Below are 13,704 nucleotides of genomic sequence, written 5' to 3' on the forward strand. Positions count from 1 at the left end.
CACTACAAACAACTTGATTTAGTTAACGCTAACGAACAAAATAGACGACTCAGATATATCCTGTTAATAACTCATTTGACGAAAGTTAGGCATTTATAAGACCTAATGAGTAAGCATCCAAGTTGTGCTGGCGACAATAGCAAGAGTGAACCACCTGATCCCTTCCCGAACTCAGAAGTGAAACCTCTTAGCGCTGATGGTAGTGTGGGGTTACCCATGTGAGAGTAAGTCATCGCCAGCTCATTATTCTAAAAATCCCCCCGATCATTGATCGGGGGGATTTTTTATATCAATATTAAAAGTGCTCATTAAGTATCTTATAATTTTTCAATAGATTAGGCTTGCTCTATATGTATGTCTCTATTATGCAGCTCTTACTAAGTGTAATGGTCTTAGCTTACAGTGCTGTATGTATAGCAGATGTGCGTCAACTTGAATTTGATCATAAAGAAAACACATCTCTCGATGGGACTTGGCATTATTTCCCGCATCATTTTTTAAAGAACTCTAAAAATGCTCCTAATATAAAGATTCACTTACCTAATTCTTTTCAAAAACTCGTGGGTCAAACTAGTCATCATGGCAGCTTTACACAGACTTTTCGTTTGCCCCAAGCTGCAGTTGGGCAGCCTATTGCTTTATTTTTACTTTATCAATATGGCGCATATGAACTTTATATTGATGATCGTTTAATGCTAAAAGTCGGCACAGTAGGTGATGCACAGCATCATGTTACAGAAATGGCGCCAAGACTACTTATATTCTCTGTAGATCAAGCTGTTGTGACCTTACGCTTAGATTTTTCTAGCTATCATCATATTCGCGGAGGTCTTGAAAACTCGATCGTGCTTGGCTATGAAGAGCCAGTGCGACGCCATTTTTATCAACATATTATTCCGGCGACTTGGGTAAGTGGTATGTTGGTGATGATTTCACTGTTTATGGCGCTCTTTGCAGTATGTCGTTTACGTCATCAAAAAAATATTATCGCTTTACTATATTTATCTTTATTTATTTTGTGCTTTAGTTTGCGTAGTTTCTTCGCGGTACCTTTTAGCTATACTTTATTTACTTCAATTAATTGGCTTTGGGGGACGCGGATTGAATATATATTGACAGGATTAATTAGTTTCTTTTTCCTCACCTATATTCGTTTAGCTTTACCTCATTTATTGCATAAAGCGATTTATGTTTTTCTAAGTTTTATTATCTTTGCCAATTTCTTGGTGGTTTTGACTCAATCCCCATTGGTTTTTCAAGATTTCTTTTTCAAAACTTTTATAGCCTCAATTTTACTTTTTATTAATATGCTTTATGGCGTTTATTATTCCTTTAAATCTAAAAATAAGTTCTCAAAATCTAATGCGTTAGCGATTAGTGTGGTCTGTTTAACTTTTATTCATGACTATTTACTAGGATTAAAATTAATAGATTCGGTTGAAATCGCATTTTATACCTCATGTATTTATTTTATTGTCGTGACTTTACAGTTGAGTCGCGATTATGCTTTACAGAGCGAACAGGCGATTGCTTATAACCAAGAGTTGGTACTTCTGAATCGTACCTTAGATCAACAAGTGGCAGAGCGGACGCATACAGTCATACAATTGAATGAACAATTAAAATTCCAATTAAAGCTGGATAGTTTAACCGGTGCTTATAACCGCTATGCTTTAAATGAAATGTTGCAGGATTATTTTTCTGGTCAAAAAAACAGCCATTATCCCATTGGCTTTTTTATGTTAGATGTGGATTTCTTTAAAAACTACAATGATGCTTATGGGCATCTTAAAGGTGATGAAGTACTCAAAAAACTGGTTCAAGCAATTGCTCAACAACTACCGGAAGGAGGATTTTTAGCCCGTTATGGTGGTGAGGAGTTTGCGATCATCGTGCCTAATATGTCCTTTTTTTACGCACAACAATTTGTTGAACAGTGTTTAGTTGCAGTACGTCAGTTAAATATCCCACATCAACATCGTTTAGATGATAAGCAGCATGTCAGTATCAGTATTGGGGGTGCCTTCATGCAATGCCAACAAGATTATCAAGATGCCGATAGTTTGATTCGCTGTGCTGATTTACGTCTTTATCAAGCCAAACAGCAGCGTGACTATGCTATTGTGAGCTAAACCAAATCTAAGATTGAGGTATGCATGAAATTAAATGCTTTTACACCTATCCCTGAAGATGATCAAGAGTTACATTTACCTGAATTGGTGTATTGGGCATCTTTAGGTGAGCTCAGTGAAGTTCAGCAGGCAGTGCAGCATGATGTAGATGTCAACACGACAGATGCTGAAGGGTATAGTGCCTTACATGCAGCAGCTGAAAATGGCCATTTAGCGGTGGTACAATTTTTGGTGAATCAAGGTGCAGATACAAATTATAAGGCACCCTATACGGCCTTAGAATTGGCTAAGATGGCAGGTCATAGTGAGATCGTAAACTATCTCAGTAAATTATAATTAAAAGCCCCATCATCCTGATGGGGCTTTTTGTATTAGGGTATGATTTAGGTATAACTCCTGTCGTACCTCACATTCCTGGTGCACAAACTTATTATTGTTGTTTTAGGTTTGGGAAACTTCCTGTCTCCTGATACATTGATCGTAAATAAATTTATATAGCGTGCATAGTGACTTAAAACTGCAAACTCTGTGCGTCTAAGCTTACAAAAAAAACCGCAACTGCGGGCTTTAGTGTTTAAGCGAACACCTGTGTTACTGCACCATACAAAATCCATAAAATCGCAATGGCAACAATCGGTTCCAAAACTTTAGACCATGCAGGTACAGCAGGCATAGCAACTTCGGCAACAGGGTGGTGGTCGTGATGATCGTTTTGGCTAACCATTTGATTAAACTCCTTTAGTGTAGTTTGCAATGATAGCTGTTCTTGCACCATTGGTTTAGAACCTTGTAGTTCTGTTAGTCTATTTGTTAACCAAACCCAATCATCGGCTTGGCCTGACAAATGTTCAATCTGTCCGCGAAACAGTTCGCGAAAGCCATCAACTCCAAAGCGCGCGGTATCTTCGAGTTGTTTTAACTCTTGTAGCTGTAAACTGACAATATCGGTTAATACGGGTTCTAATTGGTCTTTAGGTAGAGGGGATTGATTGTGTACAGAGGTGGTAAGGCGTCGTGCAACTTCTTGAATATAGAGTTGTTCTTGTGATTGGATCTCTTGATAGAGTTTGTTGTGATCTTCTCGCCACAGTGTAATTAACTTACCTAAGCTTAAAACATTTAAGTCATGTAATAAGTTTTCTTTCGTGGTTGGGTCATATTGCTGTAGAAGCTGAGGCTTTTGAATACTAATCTGCTCAGCAAAATATTGTACTAAATCAAAAGCCATTAGATTCTCCTTATTTAATCCAAGATACGTAGGCTTGGTTTTTTCTTGGGTTGTTGTTGCTCTTTTGTTTCTGATTCTACTTGAACTGCTGGAGTTTGAATATCGGCATATTCACTTGGGTCAAAGAATAAACCTTGACCATTTTCGCGTGCGTAGATGCCAAGTAAGGCTGCAAATGGTACATAAATATCACGAGATACACCGCCAAAACGTGCAGAGAAGGTAATTGCATCGTTACTCATATGTAACGCATGTACCGCATGAGGCACAATATTTAAAACAATTTGTCCATCTTGCACATATTCAGTTGGGACTAGGGTATGGGCAGCGGTGGCATCAACCAATAAGTAAGGTGTTAAGTTGTTGTCACAAATCCACTCGTAAATAGCGCGAGTTAGATAAGGACGAGTTGGTGTCACGTTTAGTTCTACATCAGACATAATAGACTCAATCAGTTAGGTTAAGAATTCACGATAGCGATTTTTTTCCTGCAAAGTGAGGGATTGAATAAATGCAGGTCGGCTAAATATACGTTGGCAATATAAGTGAATCGGGCGGCAATGCTGCTTTGGCAGTTCAATCCCCATGGCTTTTAGGCGCAGAAAAATGGGTGCTAGCATACAATCTAAGATGCTCAAGCTTTCCGACATAAAATAAGGAAAATGCTGGAATAAGGGCGTCAATGAAATCAGCATATCACTTAACTTTTTTTGAGCAGTTAGTTTGGCTTTGGCATCTAAGGTATCCGGATGACACAGCATGATGTCAGCTAAGCGTAACCAATCATTTTCAAAGCGCCATACGTATTGACGTTGCTCAGCACGTGGCCCGGGAGCATCGGCATAAAGTTTATTTTGACGATAACGATCATCTAGATATTCGGCAATAATCGTGGTATTAAATAATTTCAGCTCATTTTCAATTAGCATGGGCAAGCGATTATAAGGATTTAAGGTGGCAACATCTTCATCGCTATCATCGACCATAATTAAATGATATTTAATTTGTTTTTCAGCCAAAACATAACGAATCCAATGGCAGCGGAAATCATCACTATGGCTGTATAAGGTAATTCCCTGTATGGCTGGGTTTTCCAAGGACATAAACTACTAAGCTAAAATTGAAGAAATTAGGATACTAAAACCTGTGCCAAAAAGCACGTGACTCAGGCAAAGCACAACAAAAAATACCCAAGGAGAAGCAAAATGCTCAATATCATTTTTATTTTAAGCATGTTGATGATTGGTTTAGTCAATTATTATTTATTACGAGAATTTTGGTGCAGTAATGCTTATCAATAAACATAAAAAAAGCCTTGGGAATCCCAAGGCTTTTTTGTCCGATTCGGTAAACGAATTAACGTTTAGAGAATTGAGGACGTTTACGTGCTTTACGTAAACCAAGTTTCTTACGTTCAACTTCACGAGCATCACGAGTAACGAAACCAGCTTGACGAAGAGCAGGTTTTAAAGTTTCGTCAGAAGCGATTAGTGCACGAGTAATACCGTGACGGATCGCGCCTGCTTGACCACCAATACCACCACCTGAAACAGTGATGTAAAGGTCATACTTAGTTGTCGCTTCTAAAAGCTCAAGCGGTTGGTTAACAACCATACGAGCAGTCTCACGACCGAAGTATTGTTCTAAAGAACGGTTGTTAATTACGAGTTTACCAGTACCAGCTGATAGGAAAACACGTGCAGTTGCGGTCTTACGGCGACCTGTACCATAGTTAGTAGCCATGTGCTGTATCCCTTAGATGTCCAAAACTTGTGGCTGTTGAGCAGCGTGTGGATGCTCAGTACCAGCGTACACTTTCATTTTTTTGATCATTGCGTAACCAAGAGGACCTTTTGGTAACATACCTTTAACAGCTTTTTCTAAAACTGCTTCAGGTTTGTGCGCGATTAACTTTTCAAAGTTAGTTTCGCGGATACCACCAGGGAAACCAGTATGGCGATAGTATTTCTTGTCAAGTGCTTTTTTACCAGTCACTTGGATTTCTTCAGCATTGATTACAACGATATAATCGCCAGTGTCAACGTGAGGAGTATAAGAAGTTTTATGCTTACCGCGTAAACGACGAGCGATTTCAGTCGCAAGGCGACCTAAAGTTTTGCCAGAAGCATCAACAACGTACCAGTCGTGTTGAACTTCAGCTGGCTTAGCGCTGAGAGTTTTCATTAAACCACTACCTATTATAGTTGGTTTGGACTATGGAATCTGTCCAAACTAAAGGAGACGCGATTCTATACCAATCTGTACGGAACCACAATGAAAATTAAAATTTCAAGCGGCATATTCTATAGCGAAACTTGAAGGAGTGCAAATATTAAACAATAAATGCTGCGGTTTTTTTCAGCAATTTTAAACAATTGAACAAAATGCTAACTAGAAAATCTCGATATAATAAAGCCAAACTAAGTCGCGAGAATAAACATGCTGCCTTTATATGTCACCAGTGGTGAAGCTGCGGGGATTGGTCCTGATATTTGTTTAAGTTTAGCCAATCGTGTGGATGAGCGACCGATTGTGGTATTGGCAGATCTTAATATGCTAAACAGCCGTGCGCAGAGCTTAAAACTTGATGTCAAACTCATTGAATATCAAGGACAAACTGAGTCATCACAACGAGGTGAACTTTATGTTGAGCATGTTGCGCTGGCAGAAGAGGTGGTTTTAGGGCAATTAAATCCAAAAAATTCAGCCTATGTATTAGAACAATTACGCCGCTCGGCGGACTATGCTATGCAGGGTAAAAGTGTGGGTGTGGCGACAGCACCAGTGCAAAAATCAGTGATTAACGATGCAGGTATTGCTTTTAGTGGACACACCGAATATTACCAAGAATTTGCAGGTGTGCCGCGTGTCGTGATGATGCTTGCCACTAAAACTTTACGTGTCGCACTCGCGACCACGCATTTACCCTTACGTGCTGTGCCTGATGCCATTACGCCAGAGCGTTTGCAGCAAGTGATTGATATTTTAATTCACGATTTAAAATCAAAATTTAAAATTGATGCGCCAAAAATTTTAGTCTGCGGCTTAAACCCACATGCAGGGGAAGATGGCTATTTAGGCATGGAAGAAATTCAAGTGATTAATCCTGTGCTTGAAAGCTATCGTCAAGAGGGTATTAATATGAGTTTAAGTTTGCCTGCTGATACCTTATTTACCCCAGAAAACCTAAAAGATGCCGATGCAGTTTTAGCGATGTATCACGATCAGGGCTTACCTGTGTTAAAATCACAAGGCTTTGGTGAAGCCATTAATATTACCCTCGGCTTACCGTTTATTCGTACTTCTGTTGATCATGGCACAGCACTCTCCCTCGCAGGCACGGGACTGGCAAAAAGTTCCAGTTTGCATGTTGCTGTTGATTTAGCCTTAGATCTTGCTCGTCACTAATTCACGTTGGAATTCTTATATGTATCAAATTAATGCCTTAAACCCAAAAGATGAAGGGCATCACACGCGAAAGCGTTTTGGTCAAAACTTTTTACATGACCAACGTGTAATTGCCAAAATCGTGCGCTCAGTCAATCCGCGTACGGGTGACAATATTGTGGAAATTGGCCCTGGTCTTGCAGCGTTAACTTCACCGTTGATTGGTGAATGTGATGCTTTAACGGTGGTTGAGCTGGATCGTGACTTAGCGGCAGGTTTACCGGGTCGTGTACCGTATCCTGAGCGTTTAACCATTATTGAAACTGATGCATTAAAATACGACTTTACCGAATTATTTGAAGAAGATCGTCCATTACGTGTGGTAGGTAACTTACCTTATAACATCTCGACACCTTTGTTATTCCATCTCTTAGAATTTGGTAACAAAGTTAAAGACATGCACTTTATGTTGCAAAAAGAAGTGGTGGATCGTATTACGGCATCGCCAAATACCAAAGAATATGGGCGTTTGTCGGTGATGATTCAATATTACTGCAAACCGACCTTCTTATTTGAAGTGCCACCGGGTTCATTTAATCCACCGCCAAAAGTGACTTCTGCGGTATTCCGTTTAGAACCCTACGATGCGAAACCGATTGTGGCAAAAAATGAAAAAGCGCTGGCACGTTTGGTATCACATGTGTTTACCCAACGTCGTAAAACCCTGCGTAACAGTTTAAAAGGCATGTTGGCAGAAGATGGTTTTGAACAAGCGGGCGTTGATCCTATGGCACGTCCAGAAACCTTAACTTTGGCACAATTTGTGGCATTGTCGGATCAAATGGTGGGCTAAATGGCAGGTTATAACTATGTGATTGGGGATGTGCAAGGTTGCTTTGAAGCACTCAAAGCACTCCTTAAAGAAATTAAATTTGATGTGGACCAAGATTTTATTTGGTTTGCAGGCGATTTAGTGGCACGTGGTGAAAACTCAGTCGGTGCAATCCGTTTTATTAAAAAACTGGTCGAGCGCGGTGCAGCTGCAACCGTGCTTGGCAATCATGATCTGAATTTATTGGCTGTGGCGCGTGGCATTAAAGCCATCAATCCGAAAGATCATATTGATGATGTGATTCATGCCTTAGAAAGTGATGATTTGATTGATTGGTTGCGTCGTCAGCCCTTATGTTTATTTCCAAATGAACATACGGTGCTTACTCATGCGGGTATTCCATGCAATTGGACCGCCGAGCAAGCAGTACAATATGCCAAAGAAGTTGAAGCGGTCATTGCTCATGATGACTTTGCCGTGGTAGATGCTTTCTTAAGCGAGATGTATGGTAAAACTCCTGATCTTTGGTCAGAAGATTTACAAGGTCATGCGCGTTTACGCTGCATTACCAACTATTTAACCCGTATGCGTTTAACCGATGCAGAAGGGCGTTTAGAGTTTAGCTTTAAAGATAGTTTAGACGACCCAATGCCTGAGGGCTTTCAACCGTGGTTTGAGTTTGAGTCACAAGCGACACAAACGCATCAGATCATTTTTGGACACTGGGCTGCTTTACAAGGCAAAACTATCTCCGACAAAATTCAAAATGTCGATGGTGGTTGTGTATGGGGCAATCAATTGCTTGCTTATCGCTTAGAAGATCAGCAGATCTTTAGTGTGGATAATCCTTGCACCTAAATAAAACAGCCTGCTTGATGCAGGCTTTTTTTATTTGAGTAATAAAATAAAACTGGGTAGCCAAACTGCGGTAAATACTGCATTGACCGCCATGCCAAACGCAGCGTAACGACCTGCCACAGGGCCACGTTGCCATGCTTGCGCCGTGCCAATGGCATGCGCAGCCAAACCTAAGGCCAGTCCTGAAGCACGTTCATCTTTAATATTGCGTAAAATAATAGAAGAAAATGCCGCGCCAATCGTGCCAGATAAAATCACAATTAAAATTACCAAGGTCACAGGTGAATGCAATAGCTCAGCAATATTAATAGCAATCGGTGTAGTCACTGCACGCGTGGCAAAGGCCATGATGGTCGGCTCAGCCATATGCAACAAATACGCCAAGCCCATGGGTAGTGCCACCGCACTTAAACTGGCAAACACTAAAATACCCAACATGGCTTTTAAAGGTAAGTCATCATAGCGCATTGCAGCTAAAGGAATTGCTAAAGCCACGGTAACATAACCGAGTAAATGGCTAAAAATACTGTTCATATCGCTGTTATAGCGTTCATAAGGAATGTCTAAAATGAGCAATAAAGCAATCACAAGAAACATGCCAATCACTAAAAGTGGCACTTGCGGCAGGCGTTTATTAATCGGTTTAGCTACTAAATACGCCACTAAGGTGAGAATAAAACCAGTTAATACACTCAACATGTTATTCTCCTAAAGCCACTTTTTGGCCATTTTGGCATATACCCAAAGCGGGATTAAAGTGCTGAGCACCAACACCAATAAAAATACTGGAATCTCTGCGCCCATATGCACTAAGGCAATCAGCGAACCTGCACAAATCGGTAAAAAAGCAAAACCACTTTCTTTCATGATTTTATTATTGGTATCGACAAGGCGTTGTGGTAAGCCTTTAGTTGTGCGCCAAATGGCCAAAACCAGCAGTAGGCTTAATAAACCGCTAAGATTGCCCAGTTCTGGATGACCCCATTGCCCACATAACCATACTGCGCTTTCACGGAAAATAATAATCAGGGAAATGGTGCCAATCCAAGCAGGCCAGTCGATCTTGTTCAATCCTTGCATCGTCGCTTGTGCCTAAGTTTTATACGATAAGTTTCATCTTTTAACCGATTTAAGGTTTGATTTCAAACTCTTCTAACGTTCTTTGAAATTGTTGGGCTTTTTCGCCTAAAATTTCATCAATTGGTAAATGTGCTTGCTTAATCAGTTGTTCCAGTTTGGCTGGCGCCATGGCAACATGTAGATGTAAATTACCTTCATCATCATAATGTTCTTGATGGATGACATTTAAATTATACAACTGGGTGCGTAATTTACCGTAAGCAGGTTTTAACACCAGCTCAAAACTTTGTAATTGACCCATTAAGCATTCTTGCACGGCTTGCTTGAGTAAATCGAGTCCCGCAGCACTATGCGCTGACACATAAACCCGTTCAGGTTGATGTGGTTTGGCATAAATAATTTTCGCCTCTTCACCACTTTGGTCAATTTTGTTATACACGCGTAAAATGGGGGTATCCACGCCAATTTCTTTGAGCACTTTTTCTACCGCTTCAATTTGCTCATGCATGTCGTGACTGCTTGAATCAATGACATGCAAAATTAAGTTGGCTTCTAAAGTTTCTTCTAAAGTGGCTTTAAAAGATTCAACCAGTGAGTGCGCCAAATTACGCACAAAACCTACGGTATCGGCCAAGACTAAAGTGCCAATACCATCCCAATCAAGGCGACGCAAAGTCGGATCGAGTGTGGCAAACAGTTGATCGGCTGCATACACGTCGCTATGTGCTAAGCGGTTAAATAAGGTCGATTTCCCCGCATTGGTATAACCGACTAAAGACACAGTAGGTACAGCCGCCTTTTGCCGTGCGGCACGACCTTGAATCCGGGTTTGACGGACTTTATCCAGTTTGGTTTTAAGCTGGGTCATACGCACTTTAAGTAAACGGCGATCGGTTTCGAGCTGGGTTTCACCCGGACCACGTAAACCAATCCCGCCTTTTTGACCATCTAAGCCTAAACGACCACCCACCAAACGTGAGGAAAGATGCGCCAGCTGCGCCAATTCAACTTGTAATTTACCTTCAAAGGTACGCGCACGCTGCGCGAAAATATCTAAAATAAGTTCGGTACGGTCAACCACACGGCATTGCACCACACGTTCTAAGTTACGTGCTTGGGCGGGGGTTAAGGCATGGTCAAAAATCACCAATTCGGCTTCTAATGCTTGGACACGTTCGGCAATTTCTTCGGCTTTACCAGAGCCGACAAATAATTTGGCATCCGGACGCAGGCGCTGTACCTGAATATGTTCGACAACTTCAGCTCCTGCAGATTTGGCCAGCAATGCAAATTCAGCACTGTCTAGATCATCCAACATCTGTACAGCAACACTGACTAAAATAATACGTTCACTCTGCGCAGGCGCGAATTCTTCCACTCGATTCTCTTATGAGCATATAAACTTCTATTCTAGGGCAAAGCAGCAAAAAAGGACAATTGCTTAAGGCAGCAAAAGCGTATGCAAACATTTAGCAAATAATAAAATAGCGCCTAAATACAAAATAGAAAAACCGACAATGAGCTTGAATAAGGCCAGCGGCTTAAAGGTATGCACCCGAGATTCGATAGGCTGCTTTTGCATAATTCGTGTACTCAATCTGAACAAACGATAAGCGCAGTGTAGGCAATTCAATTTCAAGATGAAAATGGGATTTTTTAATCTTGTTCTTCGGTTTTTATGATTGAAGGGTATAGAATGCCAAGCGAGGTTAGCATGAGCAAGCATTGGATGAAGACAAGCCCTGTGGCGTTAAAGCCAAAAACTGTGTTAGATAAATTTTTTTTATACAGCAAAAAATTAGTCTCAGGTGTAGCCAGTATTAGTGAAGGTTACTATTTGGTCTATCGTCATGGTTTGTACAAGCAGCCGAATAATCCGCAAAATACCCGTTACGTGCAGCATTTTTGCCGTCAATTATGCCGTGTGTTTAATATTGAAGTAAGGGTGCATGGTGATATTCCGCGTACGCCTGCTCTTTGGGTGAGTAATCATATTTCCTGGTTAGATGTTGCAGTGCTAGGTTCTGCAGCACGGGTATTTTTTTTGGCCAAAGCCGAAATTGAGCGATGGCCTTTGATTGGTAAATTGGCCAAAGGCGGCGGTACCTTATTTATTCAACGTGGTTCGGGTGACTCAATTAAAATTCGTCAGCAAATCGCGACCTTTTTAACCCAAGATATTCCAGTGTTATTTTTTCCAGAAGCCACCACCACTGACGGCAGCAAAATTAAAAAAATTCATGGTCGTTTGCTGGGTGCAGCCATTGAAGCAGGTCAGCCGGTACAAATTTGTTTAATTTGCTATGTCAATCAAGACGGTCAGCTCGACCAAATTGCACCGTATGTGGGTGAAATTAGCTTTGCTGAACATGTTAAACGTGTACTAGAAATGCCAAAAGTCACTGCGCATTTAATGGCGCTGCCAAGCATTGAAGTGACAGGACATAGCGTGGACAGCTTGACTCAAGTGGTGAGCCAAGCCATGCAGCAGGGTCTAATCGAATTGCAAAACAAGGCTTTACATTAAATTTTCAATGGGCAACCAAGAAATCATTTTCAAGCCAGCCTTTTGCCACCATTTAATTTTGGGTTCTTTATGGAAAGTTTTAATGTTGCCATTGCTATGTTTGACTTTCCAATTGATTTGATTATTGGCGTCTAAAACCAGCTTATAGGCATATTTAGATAAATTTTGATCCATGGTGTGATGCACAGCACGCGCTAAGCTTGGACTATTTAAAATCACGCCAATTTCACTGTTATATTTGACTGAACGTGGATCAAAATTAAATGAGCCAACAAAAACCTGTTTTTCATCTAAAGCCATCAGTTTGGCATGCAAACTAGAACGGCTTAGCCCCTTTAAACTCACCTCTGATTTTTTGGAAATTTCGTTGGTATTTTTATTTAAGTTTTCAAATTCAGGTGCAGATAAAAACTCATACAACTCAACATTATTTTTAAGCAAATCATGACGATATTTGGCATAAAAAGCATGTACCAAAGCCACATCATTGGCTTGATAAGAGTTGGTTAGTACGCGAACTTTGACCCCATCTTGACTGAAATCTTTTAGCAAAGTCGCCCCGCTTTTTTGCGGGACAAAATAGGCTGAAATAATATCGACACTGCTGGTGGGCTGTTCTAAATGTTGGCCCAATTGCGCATATAAATATTCATCCTCAGCAGCCAAAGCTTTAATTTTATTGGGTGGATCTTTAACGACGGTCGCTTCGACCCAATTGAGTTGAATATCATTTTCCAGCCATTGCTCAAATGCACCCGAGCGTGCAGCCAAATCCAGATAATTTTGAACCGTCGCAAGTTGCGAATGCTCTGCCACTTGCTGTTTTAAGTTATAAAAATCCAATTGGTATTTTTGAGGATCAACTAAATTTACTACAGGATAGGCATAATCATCATTCCAGTATTCATCAAAGGAATGAATGATTTCATCTGACGCTGAACCGACCAACAGCACATCGACATCAGAGAATTGATAGTTGTCGCTGACGTTATAATATTGGTTACTCATATTACGCCCGCCAATTAACGCCAATTGGTTATCCACAATAAAACTTTTGTTGTGCATACGGCGGTTAATTCGTTTTAAATCAAGGGCAATGTCTAAAGTGCGCAGATAACGGAAGCGATACGGGTTAAATAAACGCACCTCAATATTGGCATGTTGATCGAGGGCCAAATAAATGCCCTGCATCTTTTTAGAGTTATTATCATCAATCAATAAACGCACTTTTACGCCACGCTCTGCAGCACGAATAATGGCATCTAAAGCCAAGGCGCCAATTTTATCGTTATCCCAAATATAATATTGCAGATCTAAGGTTTTTTCGGCCTTTTCAATTAAACGTAGACGGGCTGCCAATGCTTCCAATGGATCAGGCAACAGATGATAGCCGGTTAGCTGCGGATATTTTTCACGTAAAGGTAAAACAATCTGCGCCAAACTGGTTTGATCGGTTGGGGTATCAAAGGCATATTCAATTGGCTGTTGGGTATTTTTAGGCAAAGTCGAACATGCAGGTAAGCCAATTAGCGCGCAAAGTAGCACACTGAGCGTCGTGTGTTTAAAGCCAAAGCGAGAATGGGCAGGAGTGGGCATAGTAAGATCAAAGCAAAAAATAGCGTTTGAGTATAATTGCCAGCTGTGAAAAGATAAATAAAAT

Annotated in this window: 16 protein-coding genes and 1 rRNA gene; 7 read left to right on the plus strand and 10 right to left on the minus strand. The window is 40.7% G+C overall.

What is annotated here, in order from left to right; all coding sequences use genetic code 11:
- The first annotated feature begins 126 nt into the window (after positions 1–126).
- The 3 genes from rrf to AC5YCD_RS06295 all read left to right on the plus strand — a co-directional run bounded on the left by rrf (position 127) and on the right by AC5YCD_RS06295 (position 2,468).
- Positions 127–241, plus strand: a 5S ribosomal RNA gene (rrf, locus tag AC5YCD_RS06285).
- A 124-nt stretch (positions 242–365) separates the two neighbouring features.
- Complete coding sequence (locus AC5YCD_RS06290) at positions 366–2,132, plus strand: GGDEF domain-containing protein (protein WP_496129219.1); 1,767 nt, start codon at positions 366–368, stop codon at positions 2,130–2,132.
- 24 nt (positions 2,133–2,156) lie between these two features.
- Positions 2,157–2,468: an ankyrin repeat domain-containing protein gene (locus tag AC5YCD_RS06295; protein WP_496129220.1), complete on the plus strand. Its 312-nt coding sequence runs from the start codon at positions 2,157–2,159 to the stop codon at positions 2,466–2,468.
- 238 nt (positions 2,469–2,706) lie between these two features.
- Here AC5YCD_RS06295 and AC5YCD_RS06300 read toward each other — a convergent pair whose 3' ends face one another.
- The 5 genes from AC5YCD_RS06300 to rplM form a co-directional block, all read right to left on the minus strand.
- Complete coding sequence (locus AC5YCD_RS06300) at positions 2,707–3,360, minus strand: hypothetical protein (protein ID WP_496129221.1); 654 nt, start codon at positions 3,358–3,360, stop codon at positions 2,707–2,709.
- A gap of 14 nt (positions 3,361–3,374) precedes the next feature.
- Positions 3,375–3,800, minus strand: coding sequence for a ClpXP protease specificity-enhancing factor (locus tag AC5YCD_RS06305; RefSeq protein ID WP_496129222.1), 426 nt, complete (start codon positions 3,798–3,800; stop codon positions 3,375–3,377).
- Between the two features lie 15 nt (positions 3,801–3,815).
- Positions 3,816–4,463 carry a glutathione S-transferase N-terminal domain-containing protein gene (locus AC5YCD_RS06310; RefSeq protein WP_496129223.1) on the minus strand — a complete coding sequence of 216 codons (648 nt, stop codon included), beginning with the start codon at positions 4,461–4,463 and terminating at the stop codon, positions 3,816–3,818.
- Positions 4,464–4,716: 253 nt separating this feature from the next.
- Complete coding sequence (rpsI, locus tag AC5YCD_RS06315) at positions 4,717–5,103, minus strand: 30S ribosomal protein S9 (protein ID WP_067763381.1); 387 nt, start codon at positions 5,101–5,103, stop codon at positions 4,717–4,719.
- A 12-nt stretch (positions 5,104–5,115) separates the two neighbouring features.
- A complete protein-coding gene (rplM, locus tag AC5YCD_RS06320) occupies positions 5,116–5,544 on the minus strand; it encodes a 50S ribosomal protein L13 (RefSeq protein WP_004695096.1) in 429 nt (142 codons plus the stop codon).
- 255 nt (positions 5,545–5,799) lie between these two features.
- On the opposite strand from rplM, the gene pdxA reads away from it, so the two are divergent.
- From pdxA to AC5YCD_RS06335, 3 genes are read left to right on the plus strand one after another with little or no spacing between them, the layout of a single operon-like run.
- The gene (gene pdxA, locus AC5YCD_RS06325; RefSeq protein ID WP_496129224.1) at positions 5,800–6,768 is read left to right on the plus strand and encodes a 4-hydroxythreonine-4-phosphate dehydrogenase PdxA; all 969 of its coding nucleotides are present in this window, start codon (positions 5,800–5,802) and stop codon (positions 6,766–6,768) included.
- A 19-nt stretch (positions 6,769–6,787) separates the two neighbouring features.
- Positions 6,788–7,600 (plus strand): 16S rRNA (adenine(1518)-N(6)/adenine(1519)-N(6))-dimethyltransferase RsmA, encoded by an 813-nt coding sequence (gene rsmA / locus AC5YCD_RS06330; protein ID WP_496129225.1) that lies wholly within the window; start codon positions 6,788–6,790, stop codon positions 7,598–7,600.
- Complete coding sequence (locus AC5YCD_RS06335) at positions 7,601–8,437, plus strand: symmetrical bis(5'-nucleosyl)-tetraphosphatase (protein ID WP_496129226.1); 837 nt, start codon at positions 7,601–7,603, stop codon at positions 8,435–8,437. It begins immediately after the preceding gene.
- Positions 8,438–8,467: 30 nt separating this feature from the next.
- Here the strand turns inward: AC5YCD_RS06335 and AC5YCD_RS06340 are convergent, their stop codons facing one another.
- The 4 genes from AC5YCD_RS06340 to AC5YCD_RS06355 form a co-directional block, all read right to left on the minus strand.
- Positions 8,468–9,136, minus strand: a complete 669-nt coding sequence (locus tag AC5YCD_RS06340; RefSeq protein WP_496129227.1) for an LrgB family protein — start codon at positions 9,134–9,136, stop codon at positions 8,468–8,470.
- A gap of 9 nt (positions 9,137–9,145) precedes the next feature.
- Entirely contained in the window at positions 9,146–9,517 is a 372-nt protein-coding gene (locus tag AC5YCD_RS06345) for a hypothetical protein (protein ID WP_496129228.1), read from the minus strand.
- 49 nt (positions 9,518–9,566) lie between these two features.
- Positions 9,567–10,895, minus strand: a complete 1,329-nt coding sequence (hflX, locus tag AC5YCD_RS06350) for a ribosome rescue GTPase HflX (protein ID WP_496129229.1) — start codon at positions 10,893–10,895, stop codon at positions 9,567–9,569.
- A gap of 63 nt (positions 10,896–10,958) precedes the next feature.
- Complete coding sequence (locus tag AC5YCD_RS06355) at positions 10,959–11,099, minus strand: hypothetical protein (protein WP_496129230.1); 141 nt, start codon at positions 11,097–11,099, stop codon at positions 10,959–10,961.
- Positions 11,100–11,246: 147 nt separating this feature from the next.
- On the opposite strand from AC5YCD_RS06355, the gene AC5YCD_RS06360 reads away from it, so the two are divergent.
- Positions 11,247–12,044: a lysophospholipid acyltransferase family protein gene (locus AC5YCD_RS06360; protein WP_496129231.1), complete on the plus strand. Its 798-nt coding sequence runs from the start codon at positions 11,247–11,249 to the stop codon at positions 12,042–12,044.
- Here the strand turns inward: AC5YCD_RS06360 and AC5YCD_RS06365 are convergent.
- Entirely contained in the window at positions 12,036–13,640 is a 1,605-nt protein-coding gene (locus AC5YCD_RS06365; RefSeq protein WP_496129232.1) for a phospholipase D family protein, read from the minus strand. The genes AC5YCD_RS06360 and AC5YCD_RS06365 overlap by 9 nt on opposite strands.
- Between the last annotated feature and the right edge of the window lie 64 nt (positions 13,641–13,704).

This window comes from Acinetobacter sp. CY05 (genome assembly GCF_059515805.1).

Excerpts from the sequence above, each read along its gene's own strand:
- AC5YCD_RS06290 (WP_496129219.1), top strand. The coding sequence starts at position 366 with ATGCAGCTCTTACTAAGTGTAATGGTCTTAGCTTACAGTGCTGTATGT.
- AC5YCD_RS06295 (WP_496129220.1), top strand. The coding sequence starts at position 2,157 with ATGAAATTAAATGCTTTTACACCTATCCCTGAAGATGATCAAGAGTTA.
- AC5YCD_RS06300 (WP_496129221.1), bottom strand. The coding sequence starts at position 3,360 with ATGGCTTTTGATTTAGTACAATATTTTGCTGAGCAGATTAGTATTCAA.
- AC5YCD_RS06305 (WP_496129222.1), bottom strand. The coding sequence starts at position 3,800 with ATGTCTGATGTAGAACTAAACGTGACACCAACTCGTCCTTATCTAACT.
- AC5YCD_RS06310 (WP_496129223.1), bottom strand. The coding sequence starts at position 4,463 with ATGTCCTTGGAAAACCCAGCCATACAGGGAATTACCTTATACAGCCAT.
- rpsI (WP_067763381.1), bottom strand. The coding sequence starts at position 5,103 with ATGGCTACTAACTATGGTACAGGTCGCCGTAAGACCGCAACTGCACGT.
- rplM (WP_004695096.1), bottom strand. The coding sequence starts at position 5,544 with ATGAAAACTCTCAGCGCTAAGCCAGCTGAAGTTCAACACGACTGGTAC.
- pdxA (WP_496129224.1), top strand. The coding sequence starts at position 5,800 with ATGCTGCCTTTATATGTCACCAGTGGTGAAGCTGCGGGGATTGGTCCT.
- rsmA (WP_496129225.1), top strand. The coding sequence starts at position 6,788 with ATGTATCAAATTAATGCCTTAAACCCAAAAGATGAAGGGCATCACACG.
- AC5YCD_RS06335 (WP_496129226.1), top strand. The coding sequence starts at position 7,601 with ATGGCAGGTTATAACTATGTGATTGGGGATGTGCAAGGTTGCTTTGAA.
- AC5YCD_RS06340 (WP_496129227.1), bottom strand. The coding sequence starts at position 9,136 with ATGTTGAGTGTATTAACTGGTTTTATTCTCACCTTAGTGGCGTATTTA.
- AC5YCD_RS06345 (WP_496129228.1), bottom strand. The coding sequence starts at position 9,517 with ATGCAAGGATTGAACAAGATCGACTGGCCTGCTTGGATTGGCACCATT.
- AC5YCD_RS06355 (WP_496129230.1), bottom strand. The coding sequence starts at position 11,099 with ATGCAAAAGCAGCCTATCGAATCTCGGGTGCATACCTTTAAGCCGCTG.
- AC5YCD_RS06360 (WP_496129231.1), top strand. The coding sequence starts at position 11,247 with ATGAAGACAAGCCCTGTGGCGTTAAAGCCAAAAACTGTGTTAGATAAA.
- AC5YCD_RS06365 (WP_496129232.1), bottom strand. The coding sequence starts at position 13,640 with ATGCCCACTCCTGCCCATTCTCGCTTTGGCTTTAAACACACGACGCTC.